Genomic DNA, 16,146 nt, shown 5'->3' on the forward strand with positions numbered 1-16,146 from the left:
GGCGCGCTCGACGCCGGCGGCTCGACGGTGGCCATGCTCGGCTGCGGCCTCGACGTCGCCTACCCGCGGGGCAACGCCAGCCTGTTCCGCCGCATCCTGGACGCGGGCGGCTCCCTGGCCGGTGAACACCCGCCCGGGGACCGGCCCCGCGCCGCCCACTTCCCGGCCCGGAACCGCCTGATCGCCGCGCTCGCCGAGGCGGTCGTGGTGGTCGAGGCGGCGGGCCGGTCGGGAAGCCTGATCACAGCGCAGGCGGCCGGGGGCCGGGGCGGTGGGCGCCTGCTCGCGGTGCCCGGCGCGCCCTGGGACCCGGGCGCGGCCGGCTGCAACGACCTCATCCGGGACGGGGCGACCCTGGTCCGCGGGATCGACGACGTGCTGGAGGAGCTCGAGCTCCCCGCTGCCGGGCCGGTGGGCGGGCTGCCGCGGCGGCGCTGGCCGCCGTGCGCCGGCCGGACGGCCCGGGCGGTGCTCGACGTGCTGGTCGACGGCCAGGTGATGGGGGCGGCACGGCTGGCCTCACTGACCGGCCTGCCGCCCACGTCACTGGCCGCCGCCGTGGTCGAGCTGGAGCTGGCCGGGTTCGTGCGCCGCCTGGCCGGGGGGCTGCAGGCGGTGGCCCTGCCGCTCGACGGGCCGCCGGGCCACGGACGGGACTCCGGTGCTTGATCCACACCGACCCGGCCAGCGGGTTGTGTCCGGCTGAGTCGAACGCTCGCCTGACCCTCGCCACTGTGACCGCGTGGTCCGGATGACGCGGGCTATGCTTGTCCCGCCGGTGAGCCGGCGCCCGTGTGGCCGAGCTGAGGGGGATCTCTGTGAGCGGGACGCGCGACGACCTCGCCCCCGAGATCCGCCATGCGGTCGACCTGTTCGTGGCGCATCTGCGCGACGAGCGCGGGCTGTCGCCCAACACGGTGGCCGCCTACGAGCGCGACGTCGTGCAGTTCTTCGGGTTCGCGGCGCGGGCCGGGGTGACCAAGCCGTCGCGGGTCGAGCCGCTGTTGCTCCGCCGGTTCCTCGCCTTGCTGCGGACCCGGGGGCTGGCTCCGTCGTCGATGGCGCGGAAGGGGGCGGCGCTGCGGGCGTGCTTCAAGTACCTGGCCCGCAGGGGCCTCGTGGCGGCCAGCCCGGCCGCGGACCTGGGGACGCCGCGCGGTCCCAGGCGGCTCCCGGTCGTGCTCAAGCAGGGTCAGGTCGAGGAGCTGCTGGCCAGGCCGGAGCCGGTCGACCCGGTGGGGCTGCGCGACCGTGCCATCCTCGAGCTGCTGTACGCGACCGGGATGCGGGTCGGGGAGCTGTGCGGGCTTGGCCTGGATGACCTCGACCTCGGCGCTGACGCGGTGCGGGTCCTGGGCAAGGGCGCCAAGCAGCGGATCGTGCCGTTCGGCGCGCCGGCGCGGGCCGCGCTCGTCGAGTACCTGAGCAAGGCGCGGTCGGCGCTGCTGCCAGCGGCGGGGGAGGTGGACCGCAGGGCGCTGTTCTTCAACCGGCGGCGCCGGCCGATGACCCCGAGGGACGTGCGCGGCATGCTCGAGCGGTACCGGGTGGGCGTGGCACCGCCCGGGACCAGCCCGCACACGCTGCGGCACACCTTCGCCACCCACCTGCTGGAGGGCGGGGCGGACCTGCGGGCGGTGCAGGAGCTGCTCGGGCACGTTGCCCTCACCACGACCCAGACCTACACTCACGTGTCGAAAGAACGACTCCGCCAGGTCTACGAGCAGGCCCATCCACGCGCCTGAGGGCAGGCGCGCCGTTTCGGACCGCGGTGGCGGATCGGGGGGGCAGAAACGACGGACGTTCGCTTGCGGCCGTCCGTCGTCATAGCTAGGGGGGGCTTCTTGGACGAGCCGTCGTCCGTTGAACGGCTGTGGCAGGAGTTCAAGCTGAAGGTGTCCTCGGACGCCCGTGAGCGGCTTATTCTCCATTACGCGCCCCTGGTGAAGTACGTGGCGGGGCGGGTATCGGTTGGCCTGCCGCCCAATATCGAGCAGGCGGACCTGGTGTCCTACGGAATTTTCGGCCTTATCGACGCCATCGAGAAATACGACCTGGACCGGGGCATCAAGTTCGAGACCTATGCCATCTCCCGCATCAAAGGGGCGATCATCGACGAGCTGCGCGCGATCGACTGGATCCCCCGGTCGGTGCGGTTCAAGGCGCGCGAGGTCGAGAAGGCCTACGCCGCGCTGGAGAACCAGCTGCACCGCAGCCCCACCGATGCGGAGGTGGCGCAGGAGCTGGGGATCTCCACCGGTGAGCTGCACCACATCTTCAACCAGATCTCGTTCGTCTCGGTGGTGGCCCTGGACGAGCTGCTCACGGTCGGCTCCGAGCGCGGGGACCGGCTCAGCCTGGTCGACACGCTGGAGGACAAGGGGGCCGAGGACCCGGAGGCGGTGTTCGAGTCCGAAGAGATGAAGAGCATCCTCGCGGGCGCGATCAACCGGCTGGCCGAGCGGGAGAAGATCGTCATCACGCTGTACTACTACGAAGGGCTGACCCTGGCCGAGATCGGCCAGGTGCTGGGCGTGACCGAGTCGCGGGTGTGCCAGATGCACACCAAGGCGGTCCTGCAGCTCCGCGGCAAGATGCAGGACGTGCGCTGACCGGTCCCGGCCCGGCCCCGGGGCTGGTGGCGGCTTCCTGGCAGCGGGCCCGCCGGCAGGGCCAGGCGGGGGCTGGGGGCCGCCCGGGGGGTTTCGGCGGGCCGGGGGCCGCCCGGACCCGCCGGAGGCTTCCGGCGGGCCAGCGGGACGGGCCGGCGAGGGCTTCCGGCGGGCCAGCGGGCCGGGGCTTCCGGCGGGTCCGGGTCCGAGCGGCCCCGGGACCGGGCGGGCTTTCAGCCCGGCGAGGCGGGCCGCCGTCCACAGATCGGGTGCTGCCCTGCCGGGGCGGCGGCGGGGGTCGTAGCCTGCGGCCATCTGGTCCCCCGTGAGGCCGGCCGCCTTTCCGGCCTCGACCGTGCCGCTTGGAGGCTGCCGTGCCGCTGCATGGTCCCGGTCCCGCCCGCCGCCGGCGGGTCGCCCGGGTGGCCGCCGCGCTCGCGTTGGCGCTGGCCGCCGTCCCGGCCGTGGCCAGCCTGCCGTCCGCGCTGGCCGCGAGCTCGGCGCCTGTGGCGGCCCAGGGGCCGGGTCCACCCGGCGTCCAGGTGCCGGGTCCACGCGGCGGTCGGGTGCCGGTCCTGCGGCTGCCGGTGCGGGGGCCGGTGGTGCGCGGGTTCGAGGCGCCTGCCGGGCCGTACGGGGCCGGGCACCGGGGCGTAGACCTGGGCGCGCCGCTGGGGTCGCCGGTGGGGGCGCCGGCGGCCGGGCGCGTCGTGTTCGCTGGTCCGGTGGCGGGGGCCGGGTGGGCCAGCGTCGAGGTCGACCCCGGGGTGGTGGTCACCGTGGGGCCGCTCGCCCCGGTGCTGGTGGCCCGGGGCGAGGTGCTCGACGCCCTCGACCCGGTGGGCCGGCTGGCCCCCGGGCACGGCGGCGGCCTCCACCTCGGGCTCCGGGTCGACGGCGTCTACGTCGACCCCCTGCCCTACCTGCCCGGCCGCGGGCCGGCGCGGCTGGCGCCCCTGACCGCACCCGGCGGCCGTTGAGCGGCGGCCCCGATCCGGACGAGCCGGGCAGCCGGGTTGGGTGGTGCTGTGCTATCGTCCGGTCGGGCCTGGGTGCATCCCGGGCTACAACGCACGCCTGCCGACGGGCAACCGAACGGTGCCCGCTCCCTCAGCGGAGCGGGTCGGGTCACCCGGCAACCCCACGACCGACGACCGTGGGCCAGAAGCGGGCGGAGGCCCAACCGAGTCGACCAGGGGAGGATCACCTTGGCAGTCGTCACCATGCGCCAGCTGCTCGAGGCCGGCGTCCACTTCGGCCATCAGACCCGGCGCTGGAACCCGAAGATGAAGCGCTTCATCTTCGGCGAGCGCAACGGGATCTACATCATCGACCTGCAGAAGACGGCGGCGTCGATCGAGACCACCTACGCGTTCTTGCGCGACACGGTCGCCAAGGGCGGCAACGTGCTGTTCGTGGGGACCAAGAAGCAGGCCCAGGAGTCGATCAAGGCTCAGGCCGAGCGCGTCTCCATGCCGTTCGTGAACTACCGCTGGCTCGGCGGGATGCTGACCAACTTCACCACCATCTACAAGCGCCTGCAGCGGCTCAAGGAGCTGGAGGCGATGGAGAGCACCGGTGCCACCGAGGTGCTGCCCAAAAAGGAAGTGCTGAAGCTCCAGCACGAGAAGGAGAAGCTGGAGCGCAACCTGGGCGGCATCCGGGACATGACCCGTCTGCCAGCCGCCGTCTGGGTGGTGGACACCCGCAAGGAGCACATCGCGGTCACCGAGGCCCGCAAGCTCAACATCCCGGTGGTCGCCATCCTCGACACCAACTGCGACCCGGACGAGGTGGACTACCCGATCCCGGGCAACGACGACGCGATCCGGGCTGGGAGCCTGCTGACCCGGATCGTGGCCGACGCGGTCGCGGAGGGGCTGCGCCTGCGCAGCGTGTACGGCGGCGGCGGCGACGCCGGGGCCAGGGAGGGCGGCACCCCGATGGCGGCCAGCCCCGTCGACGAGGAGCCGCTGGCCGAGTGGGAGCGCGAGCTGCTCGAGGCGGACGGGGCCGAGCCGGCGGCTGGGTCGAAGGCCGCCACCTCGCCCAAGCCTGACGCCTCGCCGAAGACCGAGGCCGACGCCGCGCCCGAGACCCGGACCGGGACCGAGGCTGCGCCGGCCTCACAGGCCGCCGACGTGGGTGAGTCAGTCGACGTGGCCGCCGGCCCGACCACCGACGAGCACCAGCCTCGAGCCTGAACCAACCCGTCCGTCCCGGCCATCGTCCCGGGCGGCCAGCCAACCTCGATCGCGACCCCGCTCCGGCACCGACGGCGGTGCCGGAGCGGGCCAGAACGTAAGGAGCACCACCAGATGGAGATCACGGCCGCCCAGGTCAAGGTCCTCCGCGACGCCACAGGCGCCGGCATGATGGACTGTAAGAAGGCGCTCCAGGACGCCGGAGGCGACCTCGAGCGCGCAAAGACGATCCTGCGCGAGAAGGGCCTCGCCTCGGCCGGCAAGCGGGCCGGGCGCACCACCAACCAGGGCGTCGTCGACGCATACCTGCACACCCCCGATCCGAACCTGCCGCCCAAGCTCGGCGTGCTGGTCGAACTTGACTGCGAGACCGACTTCGTGGCCAAGACCGAGGAGTTCCAGGCGCTCGCCCGCGACATCGCCCTGCACGTGGCCGCGGCCGACCCTGCCTACGTCAGCCGCGAGGACGTGCCGAGCGAGGTCCTCGAGCGCGAGCGGGAGGTCTACGCCAAGCAGGCCGAGGGCAAGCCCGCCCACATCGTGGACCGGATCGTCGAAGGCAAGCTGAACGACTTCCATAAGCAGGTGGTCCTGCTCGAGCAGGAGTACGTGCGCGACGCCAGCCAGACGATTCACGAGCTGCTTGATGGATACTCCGCCAAGGTGGGTGAGAAGCTGGTGCTGCGGCGCTTCTCCCGCTTCAAGGTCGGGGAGGGCGCCTGACCCGGCCGGGTACCGCACGCAGAACGGGGATGGCGCCGGTCTCGCAGGCCGCGAGGGGTCCAAAGGCCGCTCGGGTCGCGTGGCCAGCCACGACGGGACCGTCGCCAGCTCGGGCTCGCGGCCACGGCCGGGACAGGAGGAACGGATGGCCTTCGTGATGGCAGGGGACGAGCAGGTGTCCGACCTCGAGCATGACAAGCCGATGTACGACCGGGTGCTCCTCAAGCTGTCCGGAGAGGCGTTCGCGGACCACCAGGGCTTCGGGGTGGGGTTCGGCCAGGTCGACCGGGTGGCCCGCGAGCTCGTCGAGGTGGTCGACCTCGGGGTCCAGACCGCCGTGGTGGTCGGCGGGGGCAACATCGTGCGCGGCACGGCCGCCGAGGCGGCCGGCATGGACCGGGCCCGGGCCGACTACATGGGCATGCTCGGCACGGTCATGAACTGCCTGGCCCTGCAGGACGCGCTCGAGCGCCACGGGGTGGTGACCCGGGTCCAGACCGCGATCCAGATGACCCAGATCGCCGAGCCCTACATCCCCAGGCGGGCCGTGCGCCACCTGGAGAAGGGCCGGATCGTGATCTTCGGGGCCGGCATGGGGGCGCCGTACTTCTCCACCGACACCACGGCCGCGCAGCGCGCGCTCGAGATCGGCGCCGAGGCGATCCTGATGGCCAAGCACGGGGTGGACGGCGTCTACGACGCCGACCCCAGGAAGCACCCGGCGGCGCGCAAGTTCTCCCGCCTGGACTACCTCGAGGCGATCAGCCGCGAGCTGAAGGTGATGGACAGCACCGCCCTGTCGTTGTGCAAGGACAACGGCCTGCCCATCATCGTGTTCGACCTGCTCACCGAGGGCAACATCCGACGGGCGGTGTGCGGTGAGCCGATCGGGACCGTCGTCGGCCCGATGGCCGGCGACCTGGTCACCCAGTCGCAGGGCGGCGGCGAGGACGAGGGGAGAGGGGAGCAGGGATGATCGAGGACACGCTGAAACAGGCCGAGAGCAAGATGCGCAAGGCCATCGAGGTGGCCAAGGAGGAGTTCAGCGGCATCCGCACCGGCCGGGCGAACCCGGCGCTGCTCAACCGGCTCACGGCGGAGTACTACGGCACCCCGACCCCGCTGCAGCAGCTCGCCTCGATCTCGGCGCCGGAGGCGCGCCTGCTCGTGGTGGCCCCCTACGACCGCAACGCGACCGCCGCCATCGAGAAGGCCATCCGCAACTCCGACCTGGGCATCAACCCGTCCAACGACGGGCAGGTGATCCGGCTGTCGTTCCCGCCGCTCACCGAGGAGCGCCGCAAGGAGTACGTGAAGCTCACCCGGCACCGGGCCGAGGAGGCGCGCACCAGCATCCGCAACGTCCGCAGGCACGAGAAGGACGCACTGGAGCGGTTGGAGAAGGACGCGGAGATCTCCCAGGACGAGCTGCGCCGGGCCGAGCAGCGCCTGCAGCAGGTGACCGACAAGTACGTCGCCGAGGTCGACAGCATGCTCCAGCACAAGGAGCAGGAGCTGCTCGAGGTCTGACCGGCGCTGCAGGTGCCGGCGAGGAGGTGCTCGTGGTCGGGAACCGGGGGCGGGCGCGTCGTGGCTGACAACCCGCCGCTCGACCCGGCCGGAGGTCCCGTGCCGGCTGACGGGACTGCCCCGCGGCGCAGGCGGGCGGCCGGCAGGAACCTCCGCCTGGCGATCGCGACCGGCGCAGGGCTCGGCGGCGCGCTCATCGCCGCCCTGGTGCTCTCGCCCCCGGTGTTCATCGCGTTCCTGCTCGGGATCGTCCTGCTCGCCCTCGTCGAGCTGGTGAACGTGCTGCGGGCCAGGGCCACCAGCCCGGCCCGCCCGGTGGTGTTCCCGATGGCGGTGCTCCTGGTCGTCGGCGCCTATGCCAAGGGGCCAGCCGCCCTGTCGTTCGGGCTGATGGTGGCGCTGCTGGGCGCCTTCTTCTGGTACCTCGTGGACCCGGGGCGCACCGAGGTCACCCGCAACGTGGCCGCGACCGTGTTCGCCGTGCTGTACGTGCCGTTCCTCGCCGCCCACCTCGCCCTCGTCGTCAGCCGGGCCGACCACTACGTCGGCGCGGTCATCGGCTACGCGCTCGTCGTGGTGGCCTACGACACCGCCGCCTACGCGACCGGCGTGCTGATCGGACGGCATCCGCTCGCGCCCCACGTCTCGCCGAACAAGTCGTGGGAGGGCGCGGCCGGCGCCACCCTGGTCTGCCTGGCCGTGGGCGCCTTCGCGCTGCCCCTGTGGCAGCCATGGACGCTTCCTTCCGGGCTTACCCTGGCCGCGGTCGCCTGCGTGGCGGCCCCGCTCGGGGACCTGTCCGAGTCGATGCTCAAGCGCGACCTCGCGGTCAAGGACATGGGCTCGATCCTGCCCGGCCACGGCGGCATGCTCGACCGCATCGACGCGCTGCTGTTCATGGCCCCGGCCCTCTACTACGTCCTGGCCCTCTTCTCGCTGGTCGGCAGGTCGTGAGCGCGCTCGGCTCCGTCTACGACCTGGCCCCCTCCGACCTGGCGGCCCTGGTCGCCGAGTCCGGCGAGCCCCCCTACCGGGCCCGCCAGCTCGGGCACTGGCTCGACCGGCGCCGGGTCACCGACCCGCGCGGGATGACCGACCTGCCCGCCGGGTTCCGGGAGCGGCTGTCGGAGCGGCTGGCCGGGACCGGGCTCGAGCCGCGGCGCCACCAGGCTGGGGACGGCGGCTGGACCCACAAGTTCCTGTTCGGGCTCGGGGGCGGCGACAGCGTCGAGTCGGTGCTGATGCTCTACCCGCCTAAGGCCGGCGACGCCGGGGGAGCGAAGGTCAGAGACGCCCGGCGAGAGGCGCTGGACCCCGACGACTGGGAGGCGCCCGGGAGCGGCCGGACCGGGCGGGCCGGGCGGGCCGGGCGGGCCGGGCGGGCCACGGTCTGCATCTCCACCCAGGCCGGCTGCGCGATGGGGTGCACGTTCTGCGCCACCGGGCAGTTCGGGTTCACCCGCAACCTGTCCACCGGGGAGGTGGTCGAGCAGGTGGCCAGGGTCTGGGCCGCCCTCCCCGGGCTGCGGCCGCACCCCTCGGCGCCCGTCCACCTCACCAACGTCGTGTTCATGGGGATGGGCGAGCCGTTCGCCAACCCCACCGCGACCTGGGGCGCCGCCCGGCGGCTGCACGAGGGCTTTGGCCTGTCCGCCCGCGCGATCACCGTCTCCACCGTGGGTCTGGTGCCCGGCATCCGGCGGGCGGCCGCCGAGCCGCTCGCGGTCAACCTCGCCGTGTCGATCCACGCGGCCGACGACGAGCTGCGCGACCGGCTCGTGCCGGCGAACCGGTCGTGGCCGATCGCCGAGCTGCTCGACGCGGTCGGCGGCTACGTCGAGGCGACCCGGCGGCGGGTGTCGTTCGAGTACGCCCTCATGCGGGGCGTCAACGACAGCGTCGACCAGGGCCGCAGGCTGGGCCGCCTGCTGGCGCCCCTGCGGGTCCCGGGCACCGGCGGGCACGCCGCCCACGTCAACGTCATCCCCTACAACCCGACCCCGGGCACCGGGTTCTCGGCGCCGTCCCGCTCGGCCGTGCGCCGGTTCCGCGACGCGGTGGCCGAGTCCGGCGTGCCGGTGAGCGTGCGGGCCAACCGGGGCACCGGCATCGACGCCGCCTGCGGCCAGCTCCGCACCACGGCCGGCCGGCCCGGCCGCACGGTCGCCCTCCCGGCGCCGTCCCGCACCGTCGCCCTCCCGGCGCCGTCCCAGGGAGCCGCCGGGTGAGCGGCGGGACCGGGCTGGCGGTGCTCGGGTCGACCGGGTCCATCGGGGTGCAGGCCCTTGACGTGGTGCGCGGGTCCGGGGGGCGCTTCCGGGTGGTCGCGCTGGCTGCGCGCCGCTCCGCGGCCCTGCTGGCCGCGCAGGCGCGCGAGCTGCGCCCGGCCGTGGTCGCCCTGGTCGACCCCGACCAGGCGGCCGAGCTGGCCCGCGACCTCCCACCCGGCTGCCGCCTCGAGGTCGGCCCGGAGGCGGTCGCGAGCCTGGCCGCGTGCGACGGGGCCGAGGTGGTGCTGAACGGGATCACCGGGTCGGTCGGGCTCGGCCCGACCCTGTGCGCGCTCCGGGCGGGCCGGCGGCTCGCCCTGGCCAACAAGGAGAGCCTCATCGTCGGGGGGACGCTGGTGACCCGGCTGGCCCGGCCGGGCCAGATCGTCCCGGTCGACTCCGAGCACTCCGGGCTGGCGCAGTGCCTGCGCGCGGGCCGGGCCGGGGAGGTGGCCAGGCTGCTGGTGACCGCGTCGGGTGGGCCGTTCCGGGGGCGGACCGCGGCCGAGCTGGCCGAGGTGACCCCCGCCGAGGCCCTGGCCCACCCGACCTGGGCGATGGGCCCCGTCATCACCGTCAACTCGGCCACGCTGCTGAACAAGGGCCTCGAGGTGATCGAGGCGCACCTGCTGTTCGGCATCCCCTTCGACCGCATCGAGGTCGTCGTCCACCCGCAGAGCATCGTGCATGCCATGGTCGAGTTCACCGACGGCGCCACGATCGCGCAGCTTTCCATGCCGGACATGCGGCTGCCGATCGGCCTCGCGCTCGGCTGGCCCGAGCGGTCGGCCGAGCCGGTCGGGCGTATCGACTGGACCAGAGCGGTCACGCTCGAGTTCGCACCCGCGGACCTGGTCACCTTTCCGCTGCTCGAGCTGGCCGTGGAGGCCGGGCGGGCCGGGGGCACCGCGCCCGCGGTGCTGAACGCGGCCAACGAGGAGGCGGTGGCGGCGTTCCTGGCCGGGCGCCTGCCCTTCCCGGGGATCGCCGAGGTGGTGGCCGGGGTCCTGGCCGAGCACGAGCAGCCCGCCGAGCTGGACCTCGACGCCGTTCTCGGCGCCGAGCAGTGGTCTCGCGACCTGGCCCGTACACTGGTCGAGGACTGTTCCGCACCCGGGAGATCGCATGAGTAGCCTGCTCGGCATCCTGCTGTTCGTCTTCGCCCTGATGCTGGCCATCTTCTTCCACGAGGGTGGCCACTTCGTGACCGCGAAGCTGTTCGGGATGAAGGTCGAGCGCTTCTTCCTCGGCTTCGGCAGGACCGTCTGGTCGTTCCGCCGCGGCGAGACCGAGTACGGCCTCAAGGCGCTGCCGCTGGGCGGCTTCTGCAAGATCGCGGGCATGAGCCCCTACGAGAGCGACGGCAACTTCCTGGAGGAGGACCGGCGCGGCCGGCCCCAGCCGAAGCACCTGACCCCCCGCCCCGGCGCGAGCACCGGCACCGTGGTCGCCGAGACCCTGGAGCCGGAGCCGCCCCAGCCCGAGCCGACCCCGCCGGAGCGGCAGTTCCGCAACAAGCCGGCCTGGCAGCGGGCGATCGTGCTCTCGGCCGGGTCCATCACCCACTTCCTGGTCGCGCTGCTGCTGATCTACCTCGTGCTGGTGGCGGTCGGACTGGACACGGTGACCACCCGCATCAGCGAGGTGGTGGCCACCGCGCCGAACGGCGTCGCGGCGCCGGCCAAGGCCGCCGGGCTGGCGGCGGGCGACCGCGTCGTGGCCGTGGACGGCCGCCCGGTGGACGGGTTCGACGAGCTGCGGACCGCCTTCGCCGACAAGGCGGGCCGGCCGGTGCAGGTCGCCTACGAGCGTGGCGGCGAGCGGCGCACCACCACCCTCACGCCCGTGCGGTACCAGCAGGACGGCAGGACGCGCGGGTTCCTCGGCGTCAAGGGCTCGGCCGAGAAGCGCCGGCTCGGGCCGGTCACGGGCGTCCAACAGACCGGGTCGCTGTTCTGGGAGCTGGTCACCGGCTCGGTCAAGGGCCTGGCAAGGATCGGCCCCGGGCTCCTCGAGCGTCTCCGCGGGCCCGAGCCTGGCGCTGGCACCGGCGGCGGTGACGGCGCGGGCGGCGGCGGGGTGTACGGCATCGTCGGCATCGCCAAGTTCGCCGGCTACGCGATCGCGGCCAACCAGTGGATCGCCTTCCTGCTCCTGCTCATCCAGTTCAACGTCTTCGTCGGCCTGTTCAACCTGCTCCCCATCCCGCCGATGGACGGCGGCTACCTCGGCTTCCTCCTCTGGGAGAAGGCCACCGGACGCGCGGTCGACCTGCGCAAGGTGGCACCGGTCGCCGCCGGCATCGTCATCCTGCTCGTCATGCTCACCGTCAGCCTGGTCTGGCTCGACATCACCAACCCGATCGCCAACCCGTTCAAGTAGCACGTGGCAACTTCAAGGAGCACGTGGCAACCGCCCGGGCCCGCTCGGGGTCTGGGCCCGGCAAAGGAGCTCGCTTCCGTGGCCTTCCCGCTCGAGATGACCGACCTGGCAGCCGGGGTGGGGCGCCGCCGTTCTCGCAGGATCCACGTTGGCGGGGTGCCGGTCGGCGGCGGCGCGCCGATCAGCGTCCAGTCGATGACGATCACCAAGACGGCCGACGTCAACGCCACCCTGCAGCAGATCGCCGAGCTGGCCGCCACGGGCTGCGACATCGTCCGGGTCGCGGTGCCCGACACCGACGACGCCGCGGCGCTGCCCGCCATCGCCAGCCACTCGACCGTCCCGGTCGTGGCCGACATCCACTTCCAGTGGAAGTACGCGATGGCCGCACTCGAGGCGGGCTGCGCCGGCGTGCGCATCAACCCCGGCAACATCAAGAAGCACGACAAGGTGAAGCTGATCGCGCAGGAGGCCGCCGCCCGCGGGGTGCCGATCCGGGTCGGCGTCAACGCCGGGTCCCTGCAGAAGGAGATCCTGGCCAAGCACGGCGGCCCGACCCCGGAGGCGCTGGTCGAGTCGGCCATGTTCGAGCTCGGCATCCTCGAGTCGGTCGGCTTCGGCGACGTCAAGATCTCCGTCAAGCACCAGAACCCGGCCACCATGATCGCCGCCTACCGGCTGCTCGCGGCCAGGTGCGACTACCCGCTCCACCTCGGCGTGACCGAGGCCGGAACCCCGAAGGACGGCATCGTCAAGTCGGCCGTCGGCATCGGTGCGCTGCTCGCCGAGGGCATCGGCGACACCATCCGGGTGTCGCTCACCGCCCCCCCGGTCGAGGAGGTCAAGGCCGGCAACGCCATCCTGGGCGCCCTCGGCCTGCGGCCCAAGAAGCTCGACCTGGTCGCCTGCCCCTCCTGCGGCCGGGCCGAGGTCGACGTGTTCAAGCTGGCCAACGCGGTCGAGGAACGCATGGGGGAGATCGACGCGCCGATGCGGGTCGCGGTCATGGGCTGCATCGTCAACGGCCCCGGCGAGGCCAGGGAGGCCGACATCGGCGTCGCCTCGGGCAAGGGCAAGGGGCAGATCTTCCGCCACGGCCAGGTCGTGCGCACGGTCCCCGAGGACGAGATCGTCGACGCCCTCATGCACGAGGCCAAGACGCTCGCCGAGGAGCTCAGAGCGGGCGGTGCCGAGTCGGGCCCGGCCGAGGTCGTCCGCGGGTAGATGCGCCAGGCCCGGGTGCGAAGCGAGGCGGCGCCGCCCGGCCTCGAGCTTCGGGCGCTCGGCCGCAACGACGAGGTGGGCGTGCTCGACTTCCTCGGCCGCAACCCGGTCCGGGACGTGTTCATCGCCAGCAGGATCCTGAACGACGGCGCCCTCGGCCCGACCAGCTGGAGCCCGCTCTGGGGCGCGTTCGACGGCCACGCCAGGCTTCACGGCGTGCTCCACCTCGGCCCCAACGTGGTCCCCGCGGTCGACGACCCGGCCGTGTGCGACGCGCTGGCGGCGGCCGCCTCCGGCCCGGCCCCGACCCGGATGCTGGTCGGGGAGCGCGACGCCATCGAGCGGCTGTGGCGGCTGGTCGCCGGCACCTACCCGCGCCCACGCGAGGTGCGCGCCACCCAGTACGTCTACACCCTGGGTCCGGGGCAGCTCGCCGCCGGCCCATCCGTCGGCCCCGCCGGCAGCCCCCGGCCATGGGGCAGGGCCCGGCTGGCCACCCGGTCCGACGAGGAGACCGTGCTCCACCTGTCGGCCGCCATGTACCACGAGGAGATGGGGGAGGACCCGCTGGCCCGCGACCCGGCCGGGTACCGGCGCCGGGTCCGGGTGCTCACCGAGCGGGGCTGGACCTACGTCCACGAGCTGGGCGGGAGGCTGGTGTTCAAGATGGACGTCGGCTGCGCGAGCGAGCACACCGCCCAGATCCAGGGCGTGTACGTCCCGCCCGAGCTCCGCGGCAGGGGGGTGGCCACCACGGCGATGGCGGCCTGCTGCACGCTTGCGCTCGAACGCCACCCGACCCTGTCGCTGTATGTCAACGACTTCAACACCGCGGCGGTCGCCCTCTACGAGCGCCTCGGCTTCCGCCGCGAGCCCTACGCCTTCCAGACCATCATGCTGCCCTGAGCCGCCCGGCGAACCTGCCGCGCGCACTGGACAGACCGTCCGCCTCCAGGCGGGCCCCAGCCGTTGGGCGAACCTGCCGGGCGGAATGGACAGACGGCCCGCCGCCAGGCGGGCCCCAGCCGTCGGGCCGATTCTGGCCGTCGGCGCGGCATGCGTGCGCCGCAGCCGGCCCCGGTTGTCCACAGATCCAGCCGGGTGGGGGATGCTGCCGCGCGGGCGCGGTAGCGTCCGCCGGGTGGACAGCCAGGTGTTCGAGTTCTACCGCCCCGCGCGGCAGCATCCCCCACCCGTCCCGGGCGCCGGGGTCGAGGTCGCCGTGGCCGCACCCCCCGCACGCCCCGCCGGGTCGGGAGGCGGCTGGCTGGTGTCCCTGCTCCCGGTCGCGAGCAGCGCCGGGTCGGTCGGCGTGCTCCTCCTGCTCCCCGTGCGTCGCGGCGTGCTGCTCCTCGCCGTCGTCGCCGGCATGGTGCTGCTCGCGGTCGCCACCGGGCTCGCGCCGCGCCTGCGCGAGCGTCGCGCCAGGATCCGGGACCGCGCCCGCTACCTGGCCTATCTGGACGGCGTCCGGTCCCGGCTGGACCAGGTGGCCGTCGCCCAGCGACGAGCCGCCGAGCTGCTGCACCCGGACCTGCCCGGGCTGCTCGCGCTGGTGGGCCGTACTGCGCGGCTCTGGGAGCGCCGGCCGGGCGACGACGACTTCCTGACCGTCCGGGTCGGTCGCGGACCGGTCGCCCTGGCCTGCCCGGTCCGCCTCGAGCAGGGCGGGCCGTTGGCCGGGCACGACCCCGAGCTGCTGGCCGCCGCCGAGGAGCTGGTCGCCGGCCGAGCGCGGGTGGCGGACGTCCCGGTGACGCTGGCGCTCCGCGATCTCGGCGTCGTGGCCGTCACCGGGCCGCCCGGCCCCGTCCGCGCGCTCGCGCGGGCGATGGTCTGCCAGCTCGCCGCCGTTCACGCCCCTGACGACCTGCGCATCCTGGCCTCGGTGACAGCGGGTGGGGAGGCGGCCTGGGACTGGCTCAAGTGGCTGCCGCACGCCCGCCTGCCGTCCCTGGAGGCCGGCCCGGGGCTGCCCGACTGCCTGCTCGCCTCGGGTCCGGCCAGGCTCGCCGCGCTGCTGGAGGTCCAGGCGCGCCCCCGGCTGGAGCGGCTCGCCCGCGCCGGCGCGTCATACGGTGCCGATGCCGGTGCCGGCCCCGGCACCGCGTCGGCGAGCGGCCCCGACCGGTGGGCCTCAGGCGCCCCAGGCAAGCGCGCCTTGTGCGAGTGGGCCGCCCCGCACCTCCTGGTGCTGCTCGACGGGTTCTCCCGGCTGGCTCCCGAAGCACGCTTGCCGGTCGTCGGGGAGCTGCTCGACCGGGCCGCCGAGGTCGGAGCCACCGTGGTCTGCCTGGCCGCCGGCCGAGCCGACGAGCCCGCCGAGCTAGGCGCCCGCATCCGGCTCTCCGAGGCGGGCGGCCTCGAGCTGGAGGAGGCCGGCTCTCGTGGCCGCCGCACCGGCGGGGTCGTCGCCGACGACGGCGGGATCGCCTGGTGCGGGACGGTCGCCCGACGCATGGCCCCGCTCCGGCTCGACCGACGCGGAGCCCGGCACACCGGCCCGCCGGCCGGCGTGCGCCTCCTCGACCTGCTCGACCCGGCCAGCGTGCGCGTCCTCGACCTGCTCGACCGGGCCGGCTGCGACCTCACCGGCCCGGCGGCCGGTTGTGACCTCGCCGGCCCGGCGGCCGGTTGGCGCCCGCGACCACGGTCCGAGCTGCTCCGAGTGCCCATCGGCGTCCGGTCCGGTGGCGACCCGGTCGTCCTGGACCTCAAGGAGGCCGCCGACGGCGGCATGGGCCCGCACGGTCTGGTCATCGGGGCGACCGGCTCGGGCAAGAGCGAGCTGCTGCGCACCATCGTCGCCGGGCTCGCCCTCACCCACCCGCCCGACCTCCTCAACTTCGTGTTCGTCGACTTCAAGGGCGGCGCCGCCTTCGCCGACCTGGCCGGGCTCCCGCACGGGGCCGGCATGATCACCAACCTGCAGGCGGACCTCTCCATGGCCGACCGCATGCGGGCCGCCCTCCAGGGCGAGCAGGAGCGGCGCCAGCGCCTGCTGAGGCGGGCAGGCAACCTCGACGGGATCGGGCAGTACCACGCCGCGCGGAAGGTCGACCCCAGGCTGCCCCCGATGCCGTTCCTTGTCGTGGTGGTCGACGAGTTCGGCGAGCTGCTGGCCAACCGGCCCGACTTCCTCGACCTGCTCGTGGCCGTCGGCCGGGTCGGCCGCAGCCTCGGCATCCACCTGATCCTGGC

The 16,146-nt window shown here is 74.0% G+C and carries 15 protein-coding genes; all 15 read left to right on the forward strand.

All coding sequences use genetic code 11. The features are described from left to right. The coding region (locus VG276_01955) for a DNA-processing protein DprA (protein ID HEV8648171.1) at positions 1 to 669 on the forward strand (669 nt) is incomplete at its 5' end. Positions 670 to 818: 149 nt separating this feature from the next. Beyond that, the gene (locus VG276_01960) at positions 819 to 1,745 is read left to right on the forward strand and encodes a tyrosine recombinase XerC (GenBank protein HEV8648172.1); all 927 of its coding nucleotides are present in this window, start codon (positions 819 to 821) and stop codon (positions 1,743 to 1,745) included. 99 nt (positions 1,746 to 1,844) lie between these two features. After that, positions 1,845 to 2,612: an RNA polymerase sigma factor WhiG gene (gene whiG / locus VG276_01965; protein HEV8648173.1), complete on the forward strand. Its 768-nt coding sequence runs from the start codon at positions 1,845 to 1,847 to the stop codon at positions 2,610 to 2,612. 374 nt (positions 2,613 to 2,986) lie between these two features. Continuing rightward, positions 2,987 to 3,592: a peptidoglycan DD-metalloendopeptidase family protein gene (locus VG276_01970; protein ID HEV8648174.1), complete on the forward strand. Its 606-nt coding sequence runs from the start codon at positions 2,987 to 2,989 to the stop codon at positions 3,590 to 3,592. Between the two features lie 228 nt (positions 3,593 to 3,820). Continuing rightward, on the forward strand, positions 3,821 to 4,816 hold the full coding sequence (gene rpsB, locus VG276_01975) for a 30S ribosomal protein S2 (GenBank protein HEV8648175.1): 996 nt from the start codon (positions 3,821 to 3,823) through the stop codon (positions 4,814 to 4,816). A 114-nt stretch (positions 4,817 to 4,930) separates the two neighbouring features. Further along, positions 4,931 to 5,539, forward strand: a complete 609-nt coding sequence (tsf, locus tag VG276_01980) for a translation elongation factor Ts (protein HEV8648176.1) — start codon at positions 4,931 to 4,933, stop codon at positions 5,537 to 5,539. Positions 5,540 to 5,741: 202 nt separating this feature from the next. Then, complete coding sequence (pyrH, locus tag VG276_01985) at positions 5,742 to 6,515, forward strand: UMP kinase (protein HEV8648177.1); 774 nt, start codon at positions 5,742 to 5,744, stop codon at positions 6,513 to 6,515. Then, on the forward strand, positions 6,512 to 7,069 hold the full coding sequence (gene frr / locus VG276_01990; GenBank protein ID HEV8648178.1) for a ribosome recycling factor: 558 nt from the start codon (positions 6,512 to 6,514) through the stop codon (positions 7,067 to 7,069). The genes pyrH and frr overlap by 4 nt, the downstream gene beginning before the upstream one ends. A gap of 99 nt (positions 7,070 to 7,168) precedes the next feature. Then, positions 7,169 to 8,023, forward strand: coding sequence for a phosphatidate cytidylyltransferase (locus VG276_01995; GenBank protein ID HEV8648179.1), 855 nt, complete (start codon positions 7,169 to 7,171; stop codon positions 8,021 to 8,023). Beyond that, the gene (rlmN, locus tag VG276_02000; protein HEV8648180.1) at positions 8,020 to 9,297 is read left to right on the forward strand and encodes a 23S rRNA (adenine(2503)-C(2))-methyltransferase RlmN; all 1,278 of its coding nucleotides are present in this window, start codon (positions 8,020 to 8,022) and stop codon (positions 9,295 to 9,297) included. The genes VG276_01995 and rlmN overlap by 4 nt, the downstream gene beginning before the upstream one ends. Continuing rightward, complete coding sequence (gene dxr / locus VG276_02005) at positions 9,294 to 10,472, forward strand: 1-deoxy-D-xylulose-5-phosphate reductoisomerase (GenBank protein ID HEV8648181.1); 1,179 nt, start codon at positions 9,294 to 9,296, stop codon at positions 10,470 to 10,472. The genes rlmN and dxr overlap by 4 nt, the downstream gene beginning before the upstream one ends. Beyond that, positions 10,465 to 11,721, forward strand: a complete 1,257-nt coding sequence (locus VG276_02010; GenBank protein ID HEV8648182.1) for a M50 family metallopeptidase — start codon at positions 10,465 to 10,467, stop codon at positions 11,719 to 11,721. Before dxr ends, VG276_02010 begins: the two co-directional genes overlap by 8 nt. Positions 11,722 to 11,817: 96 nt before the next feature. Continuing rightward, positions 11,818 to 12,945 (forward strand): flavodoxin-dependent (E)-4-hydroxy-3-methylbut-2-enyl-diphosphate synthase, encoded by a 1,128-nt coding sequence (gene ispG / locus VG276_02015; GenBank protein ID HEV8648183.1) that lies wholly within the window; start codon positions 11,818 to 11,820, stop codon positions 12,943 to 12,945. Beyond that, positions 12,946 to 13,851: a GNAT family N-acetyltransferase gene (locus VG276_02020; GenBank protein ID HEV8648184.1), complete on the forward strand. Its 906-nt coding sequence runs from the start codon at positions 12,946 to 12,948 to the stop codon at positions 13,849 to 13,851. A gap of 247 nt (positions 13,852 to 14,098) precedes the next feature. After that, positions 14,099 to 16,146 (forward strand): FtsK/SpoIIIE domain-containing protein (locus VG276_02025; GenBank protein HEV8648185.1); only part of this gene is annotated, 2,048 nt, incomplete at its 3' end.

It is taken from the genome of Actinomycetes bacterium, assembly GCA_036000965.1.
GTDB lineage: Bacteria > Actinomycetota > CALGFH01 > CALGFH01 > CALGFH01 > DASYUT01.